At 66.6% G+C, this 16,376-nt stretch carries 16 protein-coding genes; 2 read left to right on the forward strand and 14 right to left on the reverse strand.

Annotation, left to right across the window (positions count from 1 at the left end):
• Positions 1 to 26 precede the first annotated feature (26 nt).
• A complete protein-coding gene (locus KAK09_RS03650) occupies positions 27 to 851 on the forward strand; it encodes an ABC transporter ATP-binding protein (RefSeq protein ID WP_210877497.1) in 825 nt (274 codons plus the stop codon).
• 38 nt (positions 852 to 889) lie between these two features.
• Positions 890 to 2,068: a phenylacetate--CoA ligase family protein gene (locus tag KAK09_RS03655; protein ID WP_210877498.1), complete on the forward strand. Its 1,179-nt coding sequence runs from the start codon at positions 890 to 892 to the stop codon at positions 2,066 to 2,068.
• Here KAK09_RS03655 and KAK09_RS03660 read toward each other — a convergent pair.
• From KAK09_RS03660 to ybgC, 14 genes are all read right to left on the reverse strand, one after another.
• Positions 2,059 to 3,306, reverse strand: a complete 1,248-nt coding sequence (locus tag KAK09_RS03660; RefSeq protein ID WP_210877499.1) for an NAD(P)/FAD-dependent oxidoreductase — start codon at positions 3,304 to 3,306, stop codon at positions 2,059 to 2,061. The genes KAK09_RS03655 and KAK09_RS03660 overlap by 10 nt on opposite strands.
• A 69-nt stretch (positions 3,307 to 3,375) precedes the next feature.
• The gene (gene folD, locus KAK09_RS03665) at positions 3,376 to 4,266 is read right to left on the reverse strand and encodes a bifunctional methylenetetrahydrofolate dehydrogenase/methenyltetrahydrofolate cyclohydrolase FolD (RefSeq protein ID WP_210877500.1); all 891 of its coding nucleotides are present in this window, start codon (positions 4,264 to 4,266) and stop codon (positions 3,376 to 3,378) included.
• A 52-nt stretch (positions 4,267 to 4,318) separates the two neighbouring features.
• The gene (locus KAK09_RS03670; RefSeq protein WP_210877501.1) at positions 4,319 to 5,995 is read right to left on the reverse strand and encodes a formate--tetrahydrofolate ligase; all 1,677 of its coding nucleotides are present in this window, start codon (positions 5,993 to 5,995) and stop codon (positions 4,319 to 4,321) included.
• A 125-nt stretch (positions 5,996 to 6,120) separates the two neighbouring features.
• Positions 6,121 to 6,717, reverse strand: a complete 597-nt coding sequence (locus KAK09_RS03675; protein WP_210877502.1) for an MOSC domain-containing protein — start codon at positions 6,715 to 6,717, stop codon at positions 6,121 to 6,123.
• A 54-nt stretch (positions 6,718 to 6,771) separates the two neighbouring features.
• Positions 6,772 to 7,488, reverse strand: coding sequence for a methyltransferase domain-containing protein (locus KAK09_RS03680; RefSeq protein ID WP_210877657.1), 717 nt, complete (start codon positions 7,486 to 7,488; stop codon positions 6,772 to 6,774).
• Positions 7,489 to 7,550: 62 nt separating this feature from the next.
• Complete coding sequence (ftsH, locus tag KAK09_RS03685) at positions 7,551 to 9,473, reverse strand: ATP-dependent zinc metalloprotease FtsH (protein WP_210877503.1); 1,923 nt, start codon at positions 9,471 to 9,473, stop codon at positions 7,551 to 7,553.
• Between the two features lie 78 nt (positions 9,474 to 9,551).
• The gene (tilS, locus tag KAK09_RS03690; RefSeq protein WP_336244417.1) at positions 9,552 to 10,796 is read right to left on the reverse strand and encodes a tRNA lysidine(34) synthetase TilS; all 1,245 of its coding nucleotides are present in this window, start codon (positions 10,794 to 10,796) and stop codon (positions 9,552 to 9,554) included.
• On the reverse strand, positions 10,793 to 11,617 hold the full coding sequence (locus KAK09_RS03695; RefSeq protein WP_210877504.1) for a tetratricopeptide repeat protein: 825 nt from the start codon (positions 11,615 to 11,617) through the stop codon (positions 10,793 to 10,795). Before KAK09_RS03695 ends, tilS begins: the two co-directional genes overlap by 4 nt.
• A 9-nt stretch (positions 11,618 to 11,626) precedes the next feature.
• Positions 11,627 to 12,133, reverse strand: coding sequence for a peptidoglycan-associated lipoprotein Pal (gene pal / locus KAK09_RS03700; protein ID WP_210877505.1), 507 nt, complete (start codon positions 12,131 to 12,133; stop codon positions 11,627 to 11,629).
• A 64-nt stretch (positions 12,134 to 12,197) separates the two neighbouring features.
• Positions 12,198 to 13,523, reverse strand: coding sequence for a Tol-Pal system beta propeller repeat protein TolB (gene tolB, locus KAK09_RS03705; RefSeq protein ID WP_210877506.1), 1,326 nt, complete (start codon positions 13,521 to 13,523; stop codon positions 12,198 to 12,200).
• On the reverse strand, positions 13,520 to 14,671 hold the full coding sequence (locus KAK09_RS03710; protein WP_210877507.1) for an energy transducer TonB: 1,152 nt from the start codon (positions 14,669 to 14,671) through the stop codon (positions 13,520 to 13,522). The genes tolB and KAK09_RS03710 overlap by 4 nt, the downstream gene beginning before the upstream one ends.
• An 11-nt stretch (positions 14,672 to 14,682) precedes the next feature.
• On the reverse strand, positions 14,683 to 15,156 hold the full coding sequence (tolR, locus tag KAK09_RS03715; protein ID WP_210877508.1) for a protein TolR: 474 nt from the start codon (positions 15,154 to 15,156) through the stop codon (positions 14,683 to 14,685).
• Positions 15,157 to 15,159: 3 nt separating this feature from the next.
• Positions 15,160 to 15,855 (reverse strand): protein TolQ, encoded by a 696-nt coding sequence (tolQ, locus tag KAK09_RS03720; RefSeq protein WP_210877509.1) that lies wholly within the window; start codon positions 15,853 to 15,855, stop codon positions 15,160 to 15,162.
• A 111-nt stretch (positions 15,856 to 15,966) separates the two neighbouring features.
• Positions 15,967 to 16,353, reverse strand: coding sequence for a tol-pal system-associated acyl-CoA thioesterase (gene ybgC / locus KAK09_RS03725; protein WP_210877510.1), 387 nt, complete (start codon positions 16,351 to 16,353; stop codon positions 15,967 to 15,969).
• Positions 16,354 to 16,376: the final 23 nt, after the last annotated feature.

Consider the following 16,376-nt stretch of genomic DNA (forward strand, 5'->3'; position numbering starts at 1 on the left):
CGCGCCTGCCCCCAAGGAGAGTGTCGATGCTGGACGCCGCACCGAGTGACGAGACCCTGCTCGAGGTCAACAATATCGAGGTGATCTACAACCACGTCATCCTCGTGCTGAAGGGCGTGAGCCTCAAGGTGCCCAAGGGCGGGATCACGGCCCTTCTGGGCGGCAACGGCGCGGGCAAGACGACGACGCTCAAGGCAGTGTCGAACCTGCTCAAGTCCGAGCGCGGCGAGGTGACGAAAGGCACGATCACCTATCGCGGCGAGCGGGTGCAGGATCTTGCGCCTTCGGACCTTGTGCAGAAGGGCGTGGTGCAGGTGATGGAGGGGCGGCACTGTTTCGAACACCTCACCGTCGAGGAAAACCTGCTGACCGGGGCCTATACCCGCCGCGCCAGCCGGGGCGAGATCGAGGCCGACCTCGACAAGGTCTATGAATATTTCCCCCGCCTCAAGGAGCGCCGAAAATCGCAGGCGGGCTATACTTCGGGTGGCGAGCAGCAGATGTGCGCCATCGGCCGCGCACTGATGAGCCGACCCGAGACGATCCTTCTGGATGAGCCGTCAATGGGCCTTGCGCCACAGCTTGTGGAACAGATTTTCGAGATCGTGAAGTCGCTCAACGAGCAGGAAGGCTATACCTTCCTTCTGGCCGAGCAGAACACCAATGTGGCGCTGCGCTTTGCCCATTACGGCTATATCCTAGAATCGGGCCGGGTGGTGATGGACGGGGCCGCCGCTGCGTTGCGCGAGAATCCCGACGTCAAGGAATTCTACCTCGGCATGTCTGACGAGGGGCGCAAATCCTTCCGCGAGGTGCGCAGCTATCGCCGCCGCAAGCGTTGGCTGAGCTGAGCCGCCGCCGCCCCCCCATTTCAGCCCGAGGATTGACCATGACCCGCCATTTCGACGATCTGGAAACCCGCAGCCGGGACGCCCGTGAGGCCGCGCAACTTGCGGTACTGAACGGGCTGCTTGCGCGGTATGGGCAGGCCGATGCGCCCCTCGACAGCCTTGCCGATCTCGCCCGCCTGCCAGTGCTGCGCAAATCCGATCTGGTCGCGCGCCAAAAGGACGCGCCGCCCTTCGGTAACCTGCCCGTGGGCGATGTGGCCCATGTGTTCCAGTCGCCGGGGCCGATCTACGAGCCGGGCGGCGTGACGGCGGATTGGTGGCGGATGGGGCGGTTTCTGCATGCCTGCGGCATCGGGCGGGGCGATATCGTGCAGAACTGCTTTTCCTATCACCTTGTGCCTGCGGGGATGATCTTCGAGAACGGCGCGCGGGCGGTCGGTGCGCGGGTGCTGCCCGCCGGCACCGGCCAGACCGAATTGCAGGCGCGCGCAGCCCATGACGTGGGCGTGACCGCCTATGCCGGCACGCCCGATTACCTCAAGGTCATTCTAGACAAGGCCGACGAGATGGGGCTTGCCCTCAGGATCACCAAGGCGGCGGTCGGCGGCGGCGCGCTTTTCCCGTCCCTGCGCGCCGAATACGCCGAGCGCGGCATCGCCTGCCTGCAATGCTATGCCACCGCCGATCTGGGCAATATCGCCTATGAGAGCCCCGCGCAGGACGGCATGATCGTCGATGAGGGCGTGATCGTCGAGATCGTCACCCCCGGCACCGGCACGCCGGTCGCAGCAGGAGAGGTGGGCGAGTTGGTGGTAACCTCGCTCAACCCCGATTATCCGCTGCTGCGCTTCGCGACCGGCGATCTGAGCGCGGTCCTGCCTGGCACAAGCCCCTGTGGACGCACCAACATGCGCATCAAGGGCTGGATGGGTCGCGCCGACCAGACCACCAAGATCAAGGGCATGTTCGTGCGCCCCGAACAGGTGGCTGCGCTCGTGGCGCGCCATCAGGAAATCGCCCGCGCCCGTGTCATCGCGACCCGCGAGGGCGAAGCCGACGTGATGACCGTCCGCATCGAGGCCACCGGCGGCGATGCCGCCTGTTACGCGGGCAGCGTGGCCGAGACACTGAAGCTCAAGGGCCGGGTCGAGATCGTGCCGCCGGGCAGCCTGCCCAATGACGGCAAGGTCATCGAGGATTTGCGCAGCTACGACTGAAAGCGCATCGCATCGTAGGGCGCGAGATCGAGATTGGGTCGTCGTCCGCTCATCAGGTCGGCGATGAGTCGGCCCGTCTTTGGCCCCGCTGTCAGCCCGACATGCTGGTGCCCGAAACCCGCGAACACCCCCGTTCCGCCGATCTCGCCAATCAGCGGCAGGCTGTCCGGGGTGGACGGGCGGAAACCCATCCATTCCTCGACCCCCTCGTAACGCAGGTCGGGAAAGACGCGGGCGATCTCGCGGCGGATCATCGCGAAGGGCGCGCGCGAGGGCGGGGCCTCGATCCCGCCAAGCTCGACCGTGCCGGCGCAGCGCAGCCCGTGGGCCATCGGCGTCACCCCGAACTTGCCGCGCGCCATCATCAGCGGCTGGCGCGGCATTTGTGACGGCTGGGCAAGGTGGAGGTGATAGCCGCGCTCGGCTTCGAGCGGCACCTTGAGGCCCAGTTTGCGCATCAGCGGTTTCGACCAGATCCCTGCGGTCAGAACAGCCGCATCGCAGGGCAGGGGGCCTTGATCCGTGTCGACCTCTGTCACGCGGCCCCCGCTCAGCCGGATATCACGCACGTCGGCGCGGATGTAGCGCCCACCCTCGGCCTGCAACACCGCCGCGAGATCGGCCATATAGGCACCGGGGTTGAGCACATGACCCTGCGCGCGCAGGATTGCCAGACAGCGGATGGCGGGGCCGAGCATCGGCTCGACCTCCCGAACCGCGTCGCCCTCGATCACCTCGGGAACAAAGCCCGCCGCACGCTTGGCCTGCCAGCTGTAGGCGTCGGCGTCAAAGGCGGCGCGGTCGTCATAGGCATAGGCGAGATCGCTGGTGGCGAGCCATTTTTCGGCCTGCGTGCCGCGGGTGAGTGCCCGGTGCTGATCCACGCTGTCGCTGACGAGGGGGATAAGCCCTGCGATCATGCGTTCGGTGTCGCGGGGATTGGCGTTGCGCACGAATTGCCAGAGCCAGGGCGCAAGGCGCGGCAGGTCTCGCCAGCGCAGCCAGAGCGGGGCGTCGGGGTCGCTCAGATACCTGAGTGCGGTGCCGAGAAGACCGGGCGTGTTCACCGGCAGGACCGCCCATTGGGCGAGCAGCCCGGCATTGCCAAAGGAGGCGCCCGCACCGGGATGATCGCGGTCCACCAGGGTTGCGCGGTGGCCCGCACGACTGAGCCAGATCGCGGTCGAAAGACCGCAGATGCCGGCGCCGATGACAATGACAGTGCGGGAAGTGCTCATGCGCGCGGGCCTCCGGTTGGCGGTGAGTGCCGCCACCCAATCGCACCCCGCGCGCTTGTGCAAGGGGGCTTACGCGGTCAGCCCCTCTGGCTCGGGCAGGCCATTGGCTCGGCAGCAGGCGGTGACGGTATTGGCCAGCAGGCAGGCAATCGTCATTGGCCCCACGCCGCCGGGCACCGGGGTGATCGCCCCCGCCACTTGCCGCGCCGAGGCAAAATCCACATCGCCCACAAGCAGGTTCTTCCCGTCCCGCTCGATCCGGTTGATGCCCACGTCGATCACCGTGGCCCCCGGCTTGATCCAGTCCCCCGGCACCATCTCGGGGCGGCCCACAGCGGCCACCACGATATCGGCGCGCCGCACCACATCGGCCAGATTGCGTGTGCGCGAATGTGCAATCGTCACCGTGCAGCTATCCCCAAGCAAAAGCTGCGCCATCGGCTTGCCGACGATGTTCGAGCGCCCAAGCACCACCGCATCCAGCCCGCTGAGCGACCCCAGATGCGCGCGCAGCATCATCAGGCACCCCAGCGGCGTGCAGGGCACCATGCTCTTCTGCCCGGTGCCCAGTAGCCCGACGTTGGAGATATGAAACCCGTCCACATCCTTGGCCGGGTCGATGGCGTTGATGACCAGATCGGAATCGAGATGGCCGGGCAATGGCAGTTGCACGAGGATGCCATGCACCGCCGGATCGCTGTTCAACTGCGCGATCAGTGCCAGCAGGTCCGCCTCGGACGTGCCTGCGTCAAGGCGATGCTCATAGGAATTCATTCCCGCCTCGACCGTCTGCTTGCCCTTGGAGCGCACATAGACCTGGCTCGCCGGATCCTCGCCCACCAGCACCACGGCAAGGCCCGGCGTGATCCCGTGCCCCTTCTTGAGCCGCGCAACGTGGTCGGCCACCTTGGCCCGGATCGTGACGGCAAAGGCCTTGCCGTCGATGATGTCTGCGCTCATGTCTTTCCCTTCCATAGTCGCGAAAGGCCGGGGATTGCCCCGGCCCATGCCTTCAGAACAAGCCTTCGATCTGCCCTGCGTCATTGAGGCGGATATTCTCCGCTGCCGGGCGTGACGGCAGGCCCGGCATGGTCATGATCTCGCCACAGACCACCACGACAAACCCCGCCCCCGCGCTAAGGCGCACCTCGCGCACCGGCACCGAATGGCCCGTGGGCGCGCCGCGCAGGCTCGGGTCGGTGGAGAAACTGTATTGCGTCTTGGCCATGCACACAGGCAGGTTGCCATATCCCTGCGCCTCCCAGTCTTTCAACTGGTTGCGGATCTTCGCATCGGCCAGCACCTCGTCGGCGCGGTAGATACGCTTGGCGATGGTCTCGATCTTCTCGAAAAGCGGCATCTCGTCGGGATAGAGCGGGGCGAAATTCCCGGTCCCGGCCTCGGCTATCTCGACCACCTTGCGCGCCAGTGGCTCGGACCCTTCCGAGCCCAGTTCCCAATGCCGTGACAGCACCGCCTCGACGCCGTGACCGGCCACATAGTCCTTGACGGCGGCAATCTCGGCTTCGGTATCGGTGACGAAATGGTTGATCGCCACCACCACCGGCACGCCGAAGCTCTTGACGTTCTCGATATGCCGCCCAAGGTTCGGACAGCCTTTCTTCACCGCCTCGACATTCTCGGCCCCCAGATCGGCCTTGGCCACGCCGCCGTTCATCTTCATCGCCCGCACCGTCGCCACGATCACCACGCAATCGGGGGCAAGACCCGCCTTGCGGCACTTGATGTTCATGAACTTTTCAGCGCCCAGGTCCGCGCCAAAACCCGCTTCGGTCACAACATACTCGCTGATCCGCAGCGCCGTGGTGGTGGCGATGACCGAGTTGCAGCCATGGGCGATATTGGCAAAAGGTCCGCCGTGGACAAAGGCCGGATTGTTCTCCAGCGTCTGCACGAGGTTGGGCTGCATCGCGTCCTTGAGCAGCACGGTCATCGCGCCCTCGGCCTTGAGATCGCGGCAGTAAACCGGGCTGCGGTCGCGGCGATAGGCCACGATCATCGCGCCGAGCCGCTCTTCGAGATCTTTGAGATCGCGGGCCAGGCACAGGATCGCCATGACCTCAGAGGCCACGGTGATGTCAAAGCCGCCCTCGCGTGGGAACCCGTTGGCAACGCCGCCCAGGCTCACGTTGATCTGCCTGAGCGCACGGTCGTTCATGTCCACGACACGCCGCCAGACGACACGGCGGGTATCGATATCAAGTTCGTTGCCCCAGTAGATGTGGTTGTCGATCATCGCCGCCAGCAGGCTGTGCGCGCTGGTGATCGCATGAAAATCGCCGGTGAAATGAAGGTTCATGTCCTCCATCGGCACCACCTGCGCATAGCCGCCGCCCGCAGCCCCGCCCTTCATCCCGAAATTCGGGCCGAGGCTCGCCTCGCGGATGCAGACGGTGGCCCGCTTGCCAATGCGGTTCAGCCCGTCGCCCAACCCCACCGTCGTCGTGGTCTTGCCTTCGCCCGCGGGCGTGGGGTTGATCGCGGTCACGAGGATCAGCTTGCCGGTCCGGTTGCCCTGCACCGAGGTGATGAACGCCTGGCTCACCTTCGCCTTGTCATGACCATAGGGCAGCAGGTGCCCGGACGGGATGCCAAGCCTGGCGCCGATCTCCTGAATGGGCTTTTTCTTCGCTTCACGCGCGATCTCGATGTCGGATTTGTAGCTCATGACCGGTCCCTGTTCTGGCCGCGGCTGCGGGGTTGTCTTCCCCTCGCCTATAGCGGTTTTGCCCCGCGCGCTGCGCCGCGTTTCCGACATATCCCGCGCCACTTGCGGCGGGCTGTCGCCGCCTGTCAAGCGCGCGCGCGCGCCAGTTGCGACCAGACCGGCTGATCGGGAACATGCAGCCGCAGCACATCGCCAAGCGCGATGCGCCCCTCGCGCTCCACCCAGGCGGTGACGCCGCGCCGCCCCTCGGCCGCGCGCTTGAACAGCTTGCCGCACCCCGGCCTGTGGCCCTCGATCACACGGGCGGGTAATTGACAGGGCCTGTTCTCCATGTCGATGACCAGCGTCGCCCCCGACGGCGCCTGCAGGCGCGAGGACGGCGGCACATGGCTGAAATCCGGGATCCCCTCGATCACCAGCGACGCGCCCAGCCACGCGGGATAGAGCGCATCCACCTCCATCTCCCCGGCGACGGCCACCAGTTCTTCCGCCGACAGAACCGACAATTGCCGCACGTTGCGAATTTCGGTGCCCCTCGGATGCTGATCCATCACCCGGCTGCACGAGGGGCGCGTCACCCCGCCATGCGCCTCGCCCGCGATCCCGGCGAATGTCATGTCCGCCTCTGCCAGCGCCTCGGCCTCAAGCCGCGCCGCGCGATCGGCTACCCGGCCCAGCCAGACAACGCGCGCGGTAAACTCCGTGGGTTTCAGCGCCTGCATTCCGGCCCCCGTTTCATCGTTCCACAAATACTCATGCCTTGCGCTGCCGCCCGTTCAGACGGTGAGGGTAAAGAACACCCGCCGGAACGGAAACAGCACGGTGCCGTCGCCGCGCACTGGATAGGCGGTGTGCATCACCTCCTCGTAGCGGCGGATGAGATCGGCGCGCTCTGCCTCGTCAAGCGCGGCGAGGATGGGCCGCGCATAGGTGCTTTCGGTGAAGCGGCGCACCGGGTGGCTGCCCGGCTCGGCGGTAAGACGCTGGTAATAATCCGTCTCCCAGAGGCGGAATTGACCGAGCGGGGACAGCAATTCCTCGTATCTGACCGGCGCCATGACACCGGGCGTGCCCATCTTTTCGGCGCGGCCCGGAAACAGCTCTTCCGCGAGCGACAGCCAGACGCGGTGCGAGGGCGCCTTGTTCTGATGCGGCATCTGCACCGCCAGCGTGCCGCCCTTGCCCAGCATCCCCGCGAGCCGCCGCATCAGCACCTCGTGCCCGCCAACCCAGTGCAGCGCGGCATTGGAATAGATCAGCCCCGGCGCGCGGCGTGGGTGCCAGTCGGCGATGTCGGCCTGTTGCAGCGCGTCATAGCCCGCCGCGCGCGCCTTTTCCAGCATGGCCGGACTGGCATCGACCCCGATGACGCTGCGCCCGCCCGCGCGCGCGCGCAGCGCCGCAGCCATCGCGCCATTGCCGCAGCCGAGATCGACCACATCGCCCGCGGCCATCTGCCCGACCGCATTCAAGAGGTCGAGCGCAGGCCGCAGCCGCTGGTCGTGAAAGCGCGCATAGGCTTTCGGGTTCCAGTCGGTTTTCACGTTGGACGGACTCACGTCGAGGGCTCAGGCTCCAGCCCGCCATCGCCGGGATTGCGCGTGGCCTTCGGCTTGGTCTTGGGAATGGCGATGAGCGATGGCTTGGCCGCCTCGGGTGTGCCGTCGTTGTCGTCGTCCGCCGTGGGCGGTTCGCCGCGCATCACGCGCTTGATCTCGTCGCCGGTCAGCGTCTCGTATTCCAAGAGGCCCTGTGCCAGCCGCTCCCATTCCTCATGACGCTCATCAAGAATCGCACGGGCTTTCTGATAGGCCTCGTCGATGAGGCGGCGCACCTCGTCCTCGATCAGTTCCTTGGTGTGGGCCGAGATAGAGAAGCCGCCCGCCCCATTGCCCATATAGCCCTCATGGGCCATCTGGTAATCGACATTGCCGACCTTGTCGGACATGCCCCAGCGCATCACCATGGCGCGCGCCAGCCCGCTGGCCTGCTGGATGTCGCCTGCCGGCCCGTTCGAGACGTTCTCCTCGCCGTATTTCAACACCTCGGCGGCCTTGCCGGCCATGGTCATGGTCAGCTTTTCCTCGCATTCCGCCTTGTGCCAGTTCAGCCGGTCGATCTCTGGCAGGCTGACCACCATGCCAAGCGCGCCACCGCGCGGGATGATCGTCGCCTTGTAGACCGGATCGCACTTCGGCAGGGCAAGGCCAACCACCGCGTGTCCGGCCTCGTGATAGGCGGTCTTTTCCTTCTGATCGTCGGTCAGCACCATCGAGCGGCGTTCCGCCCCCATCATCACCTTGTCCTTGGCGTTCTCGAAATCGAGCATGGTGACAAAGCGCCGCCCAACCCGCGCGGCCATCAGCGCCGCCTCGTTGACGAGGTTGGCAAGGTCCGCACCGGAAAAGCCGGGGGTGCCGCGGGCGATCAGGCGCAGGTCAACATCGGGGCCAAGCGGCGTCTTGCGCGCGTGCACGTCAAGGATCTTCTCGCGGCCCTTGATGTCGGGGTTGGGCACCGTCACCTGACGGTCGAACCGGCCGGGGCGCAGCAGCGCGGGGTCAAGCACGTCCTTGCGGTTGGTGGCGGCGATGATGATGACGCCCTCATTCGCCTCGAACCCGTCCATCTCGACAAGGAGTTGGTTCAGTGTCTGTTCCCGTTCGTCATTGCCGCCGCCATAGCCCGCGCCACGGTGGCGACCGACGGCGTCAATCTCGTCGATGAAGACGATGCAGGGCGCGTTCTTCTTGGCCTGCTCGAACATGTCGCGCACGCGGGACGCCCCGACACCCACGAACATTTCCACGAAATCAGAGCCGGAGATGGTGAAGAACGGCACGCCCGCCTCGCCCGCGATGGCGCGCGCCAGCAGGGTTTTACCCGTGCCCGGAGGGCCGACAAGCAGCGCGCCCTTGGGGATCTTGCCGCCAAGACGCGAAAACTTCTGCGGATTGCGCAGGAATTCGACGATTTCCTCAAGCTCTTCCTTGGCTTCGTCGATGCCTGCCACATCGTCAAAGGTGACACGACCATGTTTTTCGGTCAGCAGCTTGGCGCGGCTCTTGCCAAAGCCCATGGCCCCGCCGCGCCCTCCGCCCTGCATCCGGTTCATGAAATAGATCCAGACGCCGATCAGCAGCAGGAACGGCAGAAGCGACACGAGGAAGGACTGAAAGCCCGATTGCTGCTGGCTTTCGGCCTTGACCGGAATGCCTCGGTCGATCAGGCGTTGCGTGATCTCGGCATCCTCGGGACGGATGGTGGTGTAATCGTTCCCGTCATTGCCGCGATAGCGGATGGTTTCGCCATCGAGCGTGACCTGACTGACCGCGCCGGAATCCACGGCGGCGACGAATTCGGAATAGGGCACCGAACGGCTCTGAAGCGTGTTGCCCGATCCGCTGAACAGGTTGAAAAGCGCCAGGATCAGCAGGAACAGGATCAGCCAGAAAGCGATGTTGCGCGCGTTGCCCAAGAGAAATCTCCCAAAATGCGGTCTTGTTGCCCATATCACGGGGCGCTCTGTTCTTAAATAGCCATCGCCTCAGCAGGTTCAATGACAGATTACGGTGTTGAGGTAGGCGGAGAGGGGGCGGGCAAGCTGCATGTCCCAGCCATTCGCCCAGCCGTGCAACGGCGCGGCGATGAGAATTCCGCCTTGCCACAGACCGGGCGCGGCAAGTGCGCTTGCATGCGGCATCCCACCCGCGTGCCAGTCGGGGCAGGCACGCAGCCCCTCGGGGCCGAGCGCGGCAATTTCCGCCGCGCCGGGGCCGGTCGCATGCCAACGCCCGTCCCAAAGGGTGCTTGCGTCCGTGCGCATGCCGGTAACGGCGTTGTATTCCCGGCTCAGGCGGATATGCGCCGCCTCGACACTCAGCACACAGCCGCGCAAGGTCATCCGCCGCCCGTCGCGCGCCGCGCTCAGAAAATCGGTCATGGCGGTTCCGCGGGGGGGATAGGCATGGCCGGTCATCCAGCGCAGCCCCGCGACCAAAAGCCGCCGCGCCGTCTCATCGGGCAACGAGTCAAAACCTCGCCGCTCCAGCAGCAGGTCGCCCGCCTCGACCGATGCCAGCAGTTCGGCGGCCTGCCGCGCGTGATGGGCGAGTGCCTGGCGCGCTTCGGCCAGACGCCGCGCGCTTCCCGCCAGCGTGGCGCAGTCCAGCCCGAGCGGAGCGAGCGCCGCCAGCACCGCGCGCGCCTGCGTGCGGTCATAATCCGGGTCCGCGTTGGTCGGGTCGTCGATCCAGGACACGCCGCGCATGCGCAGCAGTTCACGCAGATGCGCCCGCCCGAGCCCGAGCATGGGCCGGTGAAAGGTGACACCCTCCGCCTGCCAGCGCGCCCGCATCGCCGAAAGCCCATCGATGCCCGCGCCGCGCGCCAGCCGCATCAGAAAGGTCTCGGTCAGATCGTCCATCGTGTGGCCGATGGCCACATCGGCGAAGCCGTGCGATTGCGCCCAGTCCGCCAGCAGGCGGTAGCGCGCGCGCCGTGCCTGGTCGGGCAGGTTGCCGCCCGCATCGCGGGTTTTCCAACGCAAGGTGTCATGCGCCAGCCCCAAAGCCGCACAGACTTGCGCGACCGCCTCTGCCTCTGCCTCTGCCTCCGCCCGCAGCCCATGATCGACCGTCGCCACCCGCAACGCCGGCCCGCCCGCGCCACGCCAGTCGTTCAGCAGGTGCAAAAGCGCGAGTGAATCGCTGCCACCCGAGACGGCCACCCCCAGATGCGACGGCGGGGCGGGGGCGAAGTGATCCGCCACCGCCCTGCCTGCAAGGTTTCCGTCACTCACGAACAGCCGAGCCGGGCCATTTCCGCCGCAGCCTCGGTTGCCACCGCAGCGCCGGGATAGCGCGGCGCGACCTGCCCGAGCGTGACGCAGGCCTCGTCCTTCTGGCCCAGCGCGCCCAGCGCGCGACCGAGGTTAAAGAGCGCCTCGGCCGCCTCTGGCCCTTCGGGGGCGGCACTGAACGCTTCGAGATAGGCGCGAGCGGCGGCGCTTTGCTGACCCGCCGCCTCCAGCGCGCGACCGCGCAACAGCCCCGCCTGGCCGCTGAGCGGGCTTCCGGGATAGGCAGCGAGGAACGCCGCAAGCTGTTCTGCCGCCGCCGCGTGATCGCCTGCCTCGTAAGTCGCGCGCGCGCGCTCGAAGTCGTCGCGCTCGCCCACGGCCAGTTGCGGGTTGTCGGGCACGGGCGCGGGCATGGCCCCGCCGCCGCCCGTCTGCGGGATCACGCCGCCAAGCGTGCTGCCCGGCTCAAGGTTGGCGATGTCGCAGGCCGGTTCCAGTTCGCAGAGCCGAAACTCCAGATCGCCCACGCGGTTGGTGCCGTCGGTCACCACCCGGTCGATGCGAAACTCCAGTTCCTCGGTCTTCGAGGTGAGGCGCTGCACCTCGGCCTCGATCGCGTTCACCCGGTCAAGAAGCGACCCGCCTCCCGCAAGCTGCCCGACGCTGCTGGTCGTGCTCAACTCGCGCTTGAGCTTTTGCATCTCGACAAAGAGCACGGCGAGTTCCTGCCGGATATCTGCCAGTGTCTCGGCCTGCTGCCCGGTGGCCCCAAGAGGGGCGACGAGCAGCAGCGCGGCGAGCGGTCCCAGAAGCCTGCGCATCATCGCCCCTTAGCTGCCCAGTCCGGCGGCCAGAACGGTGACCGCGCGGCGGTTCTTGGAATAGCAGGCTTCGTCACTGCAAATCTCGATGGGGCGCTCCTTGCCAAAGCTGACCACCCGCAGGCGGCTGCCGGCGACGCCCCGGCTCACCAGATATTCCTGCACCGCGTTCGCCCGCCGCGCCCCGAGGGCGACGTTGTATTCGCGTGTGCCGCGCTCATCGGCATGGCCTTCGATCACGGCGGTAAAGTCGCGGTTGGTCATCAGCCATTGCGCCTGTCCGTCGAGCGTCGCCTGCGCCGCCGGAGAGAGGGTGGACTGATCCACCGCGAACAGCACCCGGTCGCCTATGGCCTGCTGGAAATAGGCGGGCGAGGTGGGATCGGATACCGACCCGGCCCCAGTCCCAAAGCCGCCACCGCCGAGACCGGCCTGGTCTTCGAACCGGTCGGGATTGGTGCAGGCGGCCAAGGCCAGCCCCGCCACGAAAATCATCGTCTTGCTCAGATAGGTCATGTCAGCCCCGTTTTCCGTTGATTGGGTGTGTTCTAGCACAGGGCGTGCGCCCTGTCAGTCCTGCTCAGTTCTGGAGCGGCCCCCAGGAGGGATCGCTCGCGCCGCTTGGCGTGACCACCTGACGCAGGTTGCGCCCGGTGATATCGACCGAATAAAGCCGCGCCTCACCCTGCGCCCCTTGGGTCTCGCGGGTGAACATGACGACGCGGCCGTTGGGGGCCCATGTCGGGCCCTCGTCAAGGAATGACGCGGTCAGAAGCCGCTCTTCGCTGCCGTCGGTGCGCATGACACCGATATGGAACCGGCCCTTGGATTGCTTGGTAAAGGCGATCAGATCGCCACGCGGCGACCAAACCGGTGTGCCATATCGGCCCTGGCCAAAGCTGATCCGCCGCGCCTCGCCTCCGCTGACGGGCATGATGTAAAGCTGCGGCGTGCCCGAGCGGTCGCTCTCGAACACGATCTGTCTGCCATCGGGGCTGTAGCTGGGGGCGGTCTCGATCGAGGGCGCGGTGGTCAGTCGTGTGCTCGCGCCGCTGGTGATATCCATGGTGTAAAGGTCGGTATTGCCGCCCTGCGTCAGCGAATAGAGCACGGTGCGCCCGTCCGGCGAAAAGCGCGGAGCAAAGGCCATCGTGCCGTCCAGCGTCGGCAGCACGCGGCGCCCGACATTGGCCACGTCGAGCACATAGATGCGCGGGAACCCGGTCTCGTAGCTGGTATAGAGCACGCGGTCGCCCGTGGGCGAAAAGCGCGGCGCAAGCACGATGGACGCCGCATCGGTCAGGAACTGCACATTGGCCCCGTCATAATCCATGATCGCCAGCCGTTTGGCGCGCTGATCCTTGGGGCCGCTTTCCGACACGAAAACCACCCGGCTGTCGAAATAACCGCCCTCGCCGGTGATGCGCGCATAGACCTGATCGCCCACCTTGTGCGCGATACGCCGCCAGCCGTCACGATCCCCGACAAGCTGCTGACCACGGCCAAGCTCTTGCCCGGCGAAGACGTCATGGATGCGGAAGCGCACCACCACGCGCCCCGAGCCATCCACATTCACCGCCCCGGTCACGAGGGCCTGTGCGTTGATCGCGCGCCAGTCGGCGAATTGCACCGGGCTTTCAAAGCTGGTGATCCGACTGATATGCGCCTCGGCGGGGATTTCCCGGAACAGCCCTGTGCCGGTCAGATCGGCGGCGATGACCCGGGCGATGTTGCGCGCAAATTCCTGCGCCGCAGGGGTATCCGCGACGAAATCTGGCACCGCAAAGGGCATCGGCTCGATCACGCCCTCGGTCAGTTCCAGCCGGAGCGGGCCACCTTGCTGGGCCGTGGCGGGGAATGCCCAGAGTGTCAGGGCGGCAAGCAGGGTCAGGAGGGAGCGCATCATTTGATCCTCATTCTCTCCGGGTTGAATGTCATTTCGATATCACGCCATTGCTCGAATTTCTCGGGCGGCAGGTTGAATCCGTCATTGCCGCAGCGGATGATGGCGCGGCGCGCGGCCTCATAGGCCTGTTGCGCGGCGGCGGCGGACCCGCCGGAATGGCTCAGCATGCGGATGCTGGAATTGTCTGGTTTCGAGGTCTCGAACATGCGCACCGTGACAACCACGGTCGTGGCGAGCGCCTCGGAGCTGAGGCTGCCCACGTTCCAGCAGCGTTGCACCGCCACGCGCAGCGCGTCCTTCTCGCCCGCAGTCAGCGGCGGCCCTGCGGGCCGCTCTGGTGTCGGCGTACCCTGGCCCAGAGCGGCGGCCAGTGCGTCACTGACCGCGCCGCGGTCGGTGGCGGGCGGCGTTGGGGCCGGGGTCGGGATCGGCGCGGGACGGGTGGCGGTCTCGGTCGGGGGCGCAGGCGCAGGGGGCGGCGCAGGTTCGGGGCGCGCGGCGGCGGGACGCGCGCGCGGGCGCAGAGATGCGGTCGGTGCCGGCTCGCTCGGTCGCTCGGCCTCGGTCACGATCTCGGTCGCGGCCTCCTCGGGCGCGGTTGCCTCTTGCGGGGCTTCTTCGACCACGGCACCTGCATCGGGCGCAACCTCGGGACGGGCCACGTCATCGACCCGCACATCGGGTTCGGCCGGGGCAACCGGCTCGGGTGCGACGCGGGGCGCAGGGCGCGGCTGCGGGCGGGGCGAGATTTCGGGCATAAGGGCCGCCGTTTCCTCGGGCGGGGTTTCGATCACGGGCGGGGTGTCGGTCACCTCGGCAGGGGCGGGCACCGGCGCGGGCGGGCTTGGCGCCGGATCGGGGGGCGGGGCCGAGTTGACCTCGGGCTGGTTCTGCGCGGGCGCGCTGTCGGCCCCGGAGACAAGCGCGGGCGCATTCTCTCCCGGCGCGGGCGGTTCGGGCGTGTTGACGTTGGCGACGGCCTCGGGTGCGCTCTGCCCGGCGACGAGAGCGGCATAATCCTCGGCCGAAATCGCCATTGCCTCCACCACCTCGAAGGGCGGCGGGTCGGAGCGGAACGCGCCCCCGAGAAGGGCCCACCCAATCAACGCCAGATGGCCCGCCCCCGATATGATCTGCCCGGTGTTCACGCCGCGCGCCCCTAGCCGCCCCGCCCGTCGAGCGTCGGCCCGCCGGTTTCCGTGACCAGGCCGATATTGGCAAACCCGCCGCGATTGAGCGCGCCCATGACCTGCATCACCTCGGCATAGGGCACCGCTCCGTCGGCGCGCAGGAACACCCGCGAGCCAGAGCGCTCGGCCGCAATCGCCGTCAACCGCGCAATCAGCTCTTCGCGCGGCACGTCGGAAGTCTGGATCGCCACGCGTCCGTCGGCGCTTACCGTCACGGTCAGCGGTTCTTCCTGCTCGCCCGGCAGGGCGTTGGCGGCGGTTTTAGGCAATTCCACCGGCACACCCACCACCAGCAGGGGGGCCGCCACCATGAAGATGATGAGCAGCACCAGCATCACATCGACAAACGGCGTGACGTTGATCTCGGACATGGGGCGCGAGCGTCCGCGCCCTCGCCTGCGCCGCCCGCCTCCGCCGGTTTTCTGGATGACACCCCCGCCCATGGCCTAGCTGTCCAGCTGGCGGCTGAGGATGGTGGCGAATTCGTCGGCAAAGGCCTCATAGCCCGCCATGATCCGATCGCTGTCCGCGCTCAGCTTGTTGTAGAAGATCACCGCAGGGATCGCCGCCAGAAGCCCGAGTGCCGTGGCCAGAAGTGCCTCGGCGATGCCGGGGGCCACCACCACAAGGCTGGTGTTCTGTTGCGCCGCGATCTCGACAAAGGCGTGCATGATCCCCCAGACCGTGCCGAAAAGGCCGATGAACGGAGCGGTGGAGCCGACCGTCGCCAGAACCTGCAATCCACTTTGCAGCCCCTCGGATTCCTTGGCGATGGCCACATCCATCGAACGGTCGATCCGCGCCGTGGCGCCTGCGATCAATTCTCCGTCATTGCGATGACTGCGCCGCCATTCCATCATCCCGGCGGCGAAAATCCGCTCGGACTGGCCCGCCGGTTCCGGGCCGATCTCGTCAAAGAGCCCGTCCAGAGGCTCTCCCGACCAGAATCGGCGATCGAAGATTTCCGCTTCCGTGTGAGCGCGGCGATAGGTGATGAGCTTCTGGATAATGATCGACCACGACCAGAAAGAGGCCAGCACCAGCACCAGCATCACCAGTTTCACGATTAAAGTGGCGCGCGCGAACAGCGCCCACATGGAGAAATCCATCTCCTGTGCCAATGCCAGGGTTTCTGCTTCCATTTTCCTGCCTATGCCTCTCTGGCCGTTTCCCGGCCTTATCAAGGCGCAAATTAGCCGATTTCCAGAGGGAAAGCCAACATGATCCGTAATTGCGCGGCAACCTGTGGGGAATCAGGGCAGAAGCTGGCGGATATTCGCCGGAAGCCGCACCGGCTGGCCGTTTTGTCCGACGCAAACCACGGTCACAACGGCATGAAAGAGCGGCGCGCCCGCGCGCAGAACGGTCTGGTCCATCATCAGCCGTGCGGCGGTGACAGAGGTGGTTTCCGTCACCACCTCGAGCATGTCGTCGAACCGCGCGGGGGCAAGGAAATCCGCTTCGACCCGGCGCACAACAAAGATGGTGCCGTGCGCGCGCATCTCGTTCTGGTCAAGCCCCAGGTCACGGACCCAGGCGCTGCGGGCGCGCTCGATGAACTTGAGGAAATTGGCGTGATAGACGATCCCGCCCATATCGGTATCCTCGTAATAGACACGGACGGGGAAACGATGGGTCATGGCGGGCCTCTTGCTCGGTGCGT

The organism is Roseovarius autotrophicus (assembly GCF_018069895.1).
Taxonomy (GTDB): Bacteria; Pseudomonadota; Alphaproteobacteria; order Rhodobacterales; family Rhodobacteraceae; genus Roseovarius; species Roseovarius autotrophicus.

Excerpts from the sequence above, each read along its gene's own strand:
- folD (WP_210877500.1), bottom strand. The coding sequence starts at position 4,266 with ATGAGCGCAGACATCATCGACGGCAAGGCCTTTGCCGTCACGATCCGG.
- KAK09_RS03660 (WP_210877499.1), bottom strand. The coding sequence starts at position 3,306 with ATGAGCACTTCCCGCACTGTCATTGTCATCGGCGCCGGCATCTGCGGT.
- tolQ (WP_210877509.1), bottom strand. The coding sequence starts at position 15,855 with ATGGAAGCAGAAACCCTGGCATTGGCACAGGAGATGGATTTCTCCATG.
- tolB (WP_210877506.1), bottom strand. The coding sequence starts at position 13,523 with ATGATGCGCTCCCTCCTGACCCTGCTTGCCGCCCTGACACTCTGGGCA.
- KAK09_RS03695 (WP_210877504.1), bottom strand. The coding sequence starts at position 11,617 with ATGCGCAGGCTTCTGGGACCGCTCGCCGCGCTGCTGCTCGTCGCCCCT.
- tolR (WP_210877508.1), bottom strand. The coding sequence starts at position 15,156 with ATGGGCGGGGGTGTCATCCAGAAAACCGGCGGAGGCGGGCGGCGCAGG.
- KAK09_RS03675 (WP_210877502.1), bottom strand. The coding sequence starts at position 6,717 with ATGCAGGCGCTGAAACCCACGGAGTTTACCGCGCGCGTTGTCTGGCTG.
- ybgC (WP_210877510.1), bottom strand. The coding sequence starts at position 16,353 with ATGACCCATCGTTTCCCCGTCCGTGTCTATTACGAGGATACCGATATG.
- KAK09_RS03650 (WP_210877497.1), top strand. The coding sequence starts at position 27 with ATGCTGGACGCCGCACCGAGTGACGAGACCCTGCTCGAGGTCAACAAT.
- KAK09_RS03655 (WP_210877498.1), top strand. The coding sequence starts at position 890 with ATGACCCGCCATTTCGACGATCTGGAAACCCGCAGCCGGGACGCCCGT.
- KAK09_RS03670 (WP_210877501.1), bottom strand. The coding sequence starts at position 5,995 with ATGAGCTACAAATCCGACATCGAGATCGCGCGTGAAGCGAAGAAAAAG.
- pal (WP_210877505.1), bottom strand. The coding sequence starts at position 12,133 with ATGACCTATCTGAGCAAGACGATGATTTTCGTGGCGGGGCTGGCCTTG.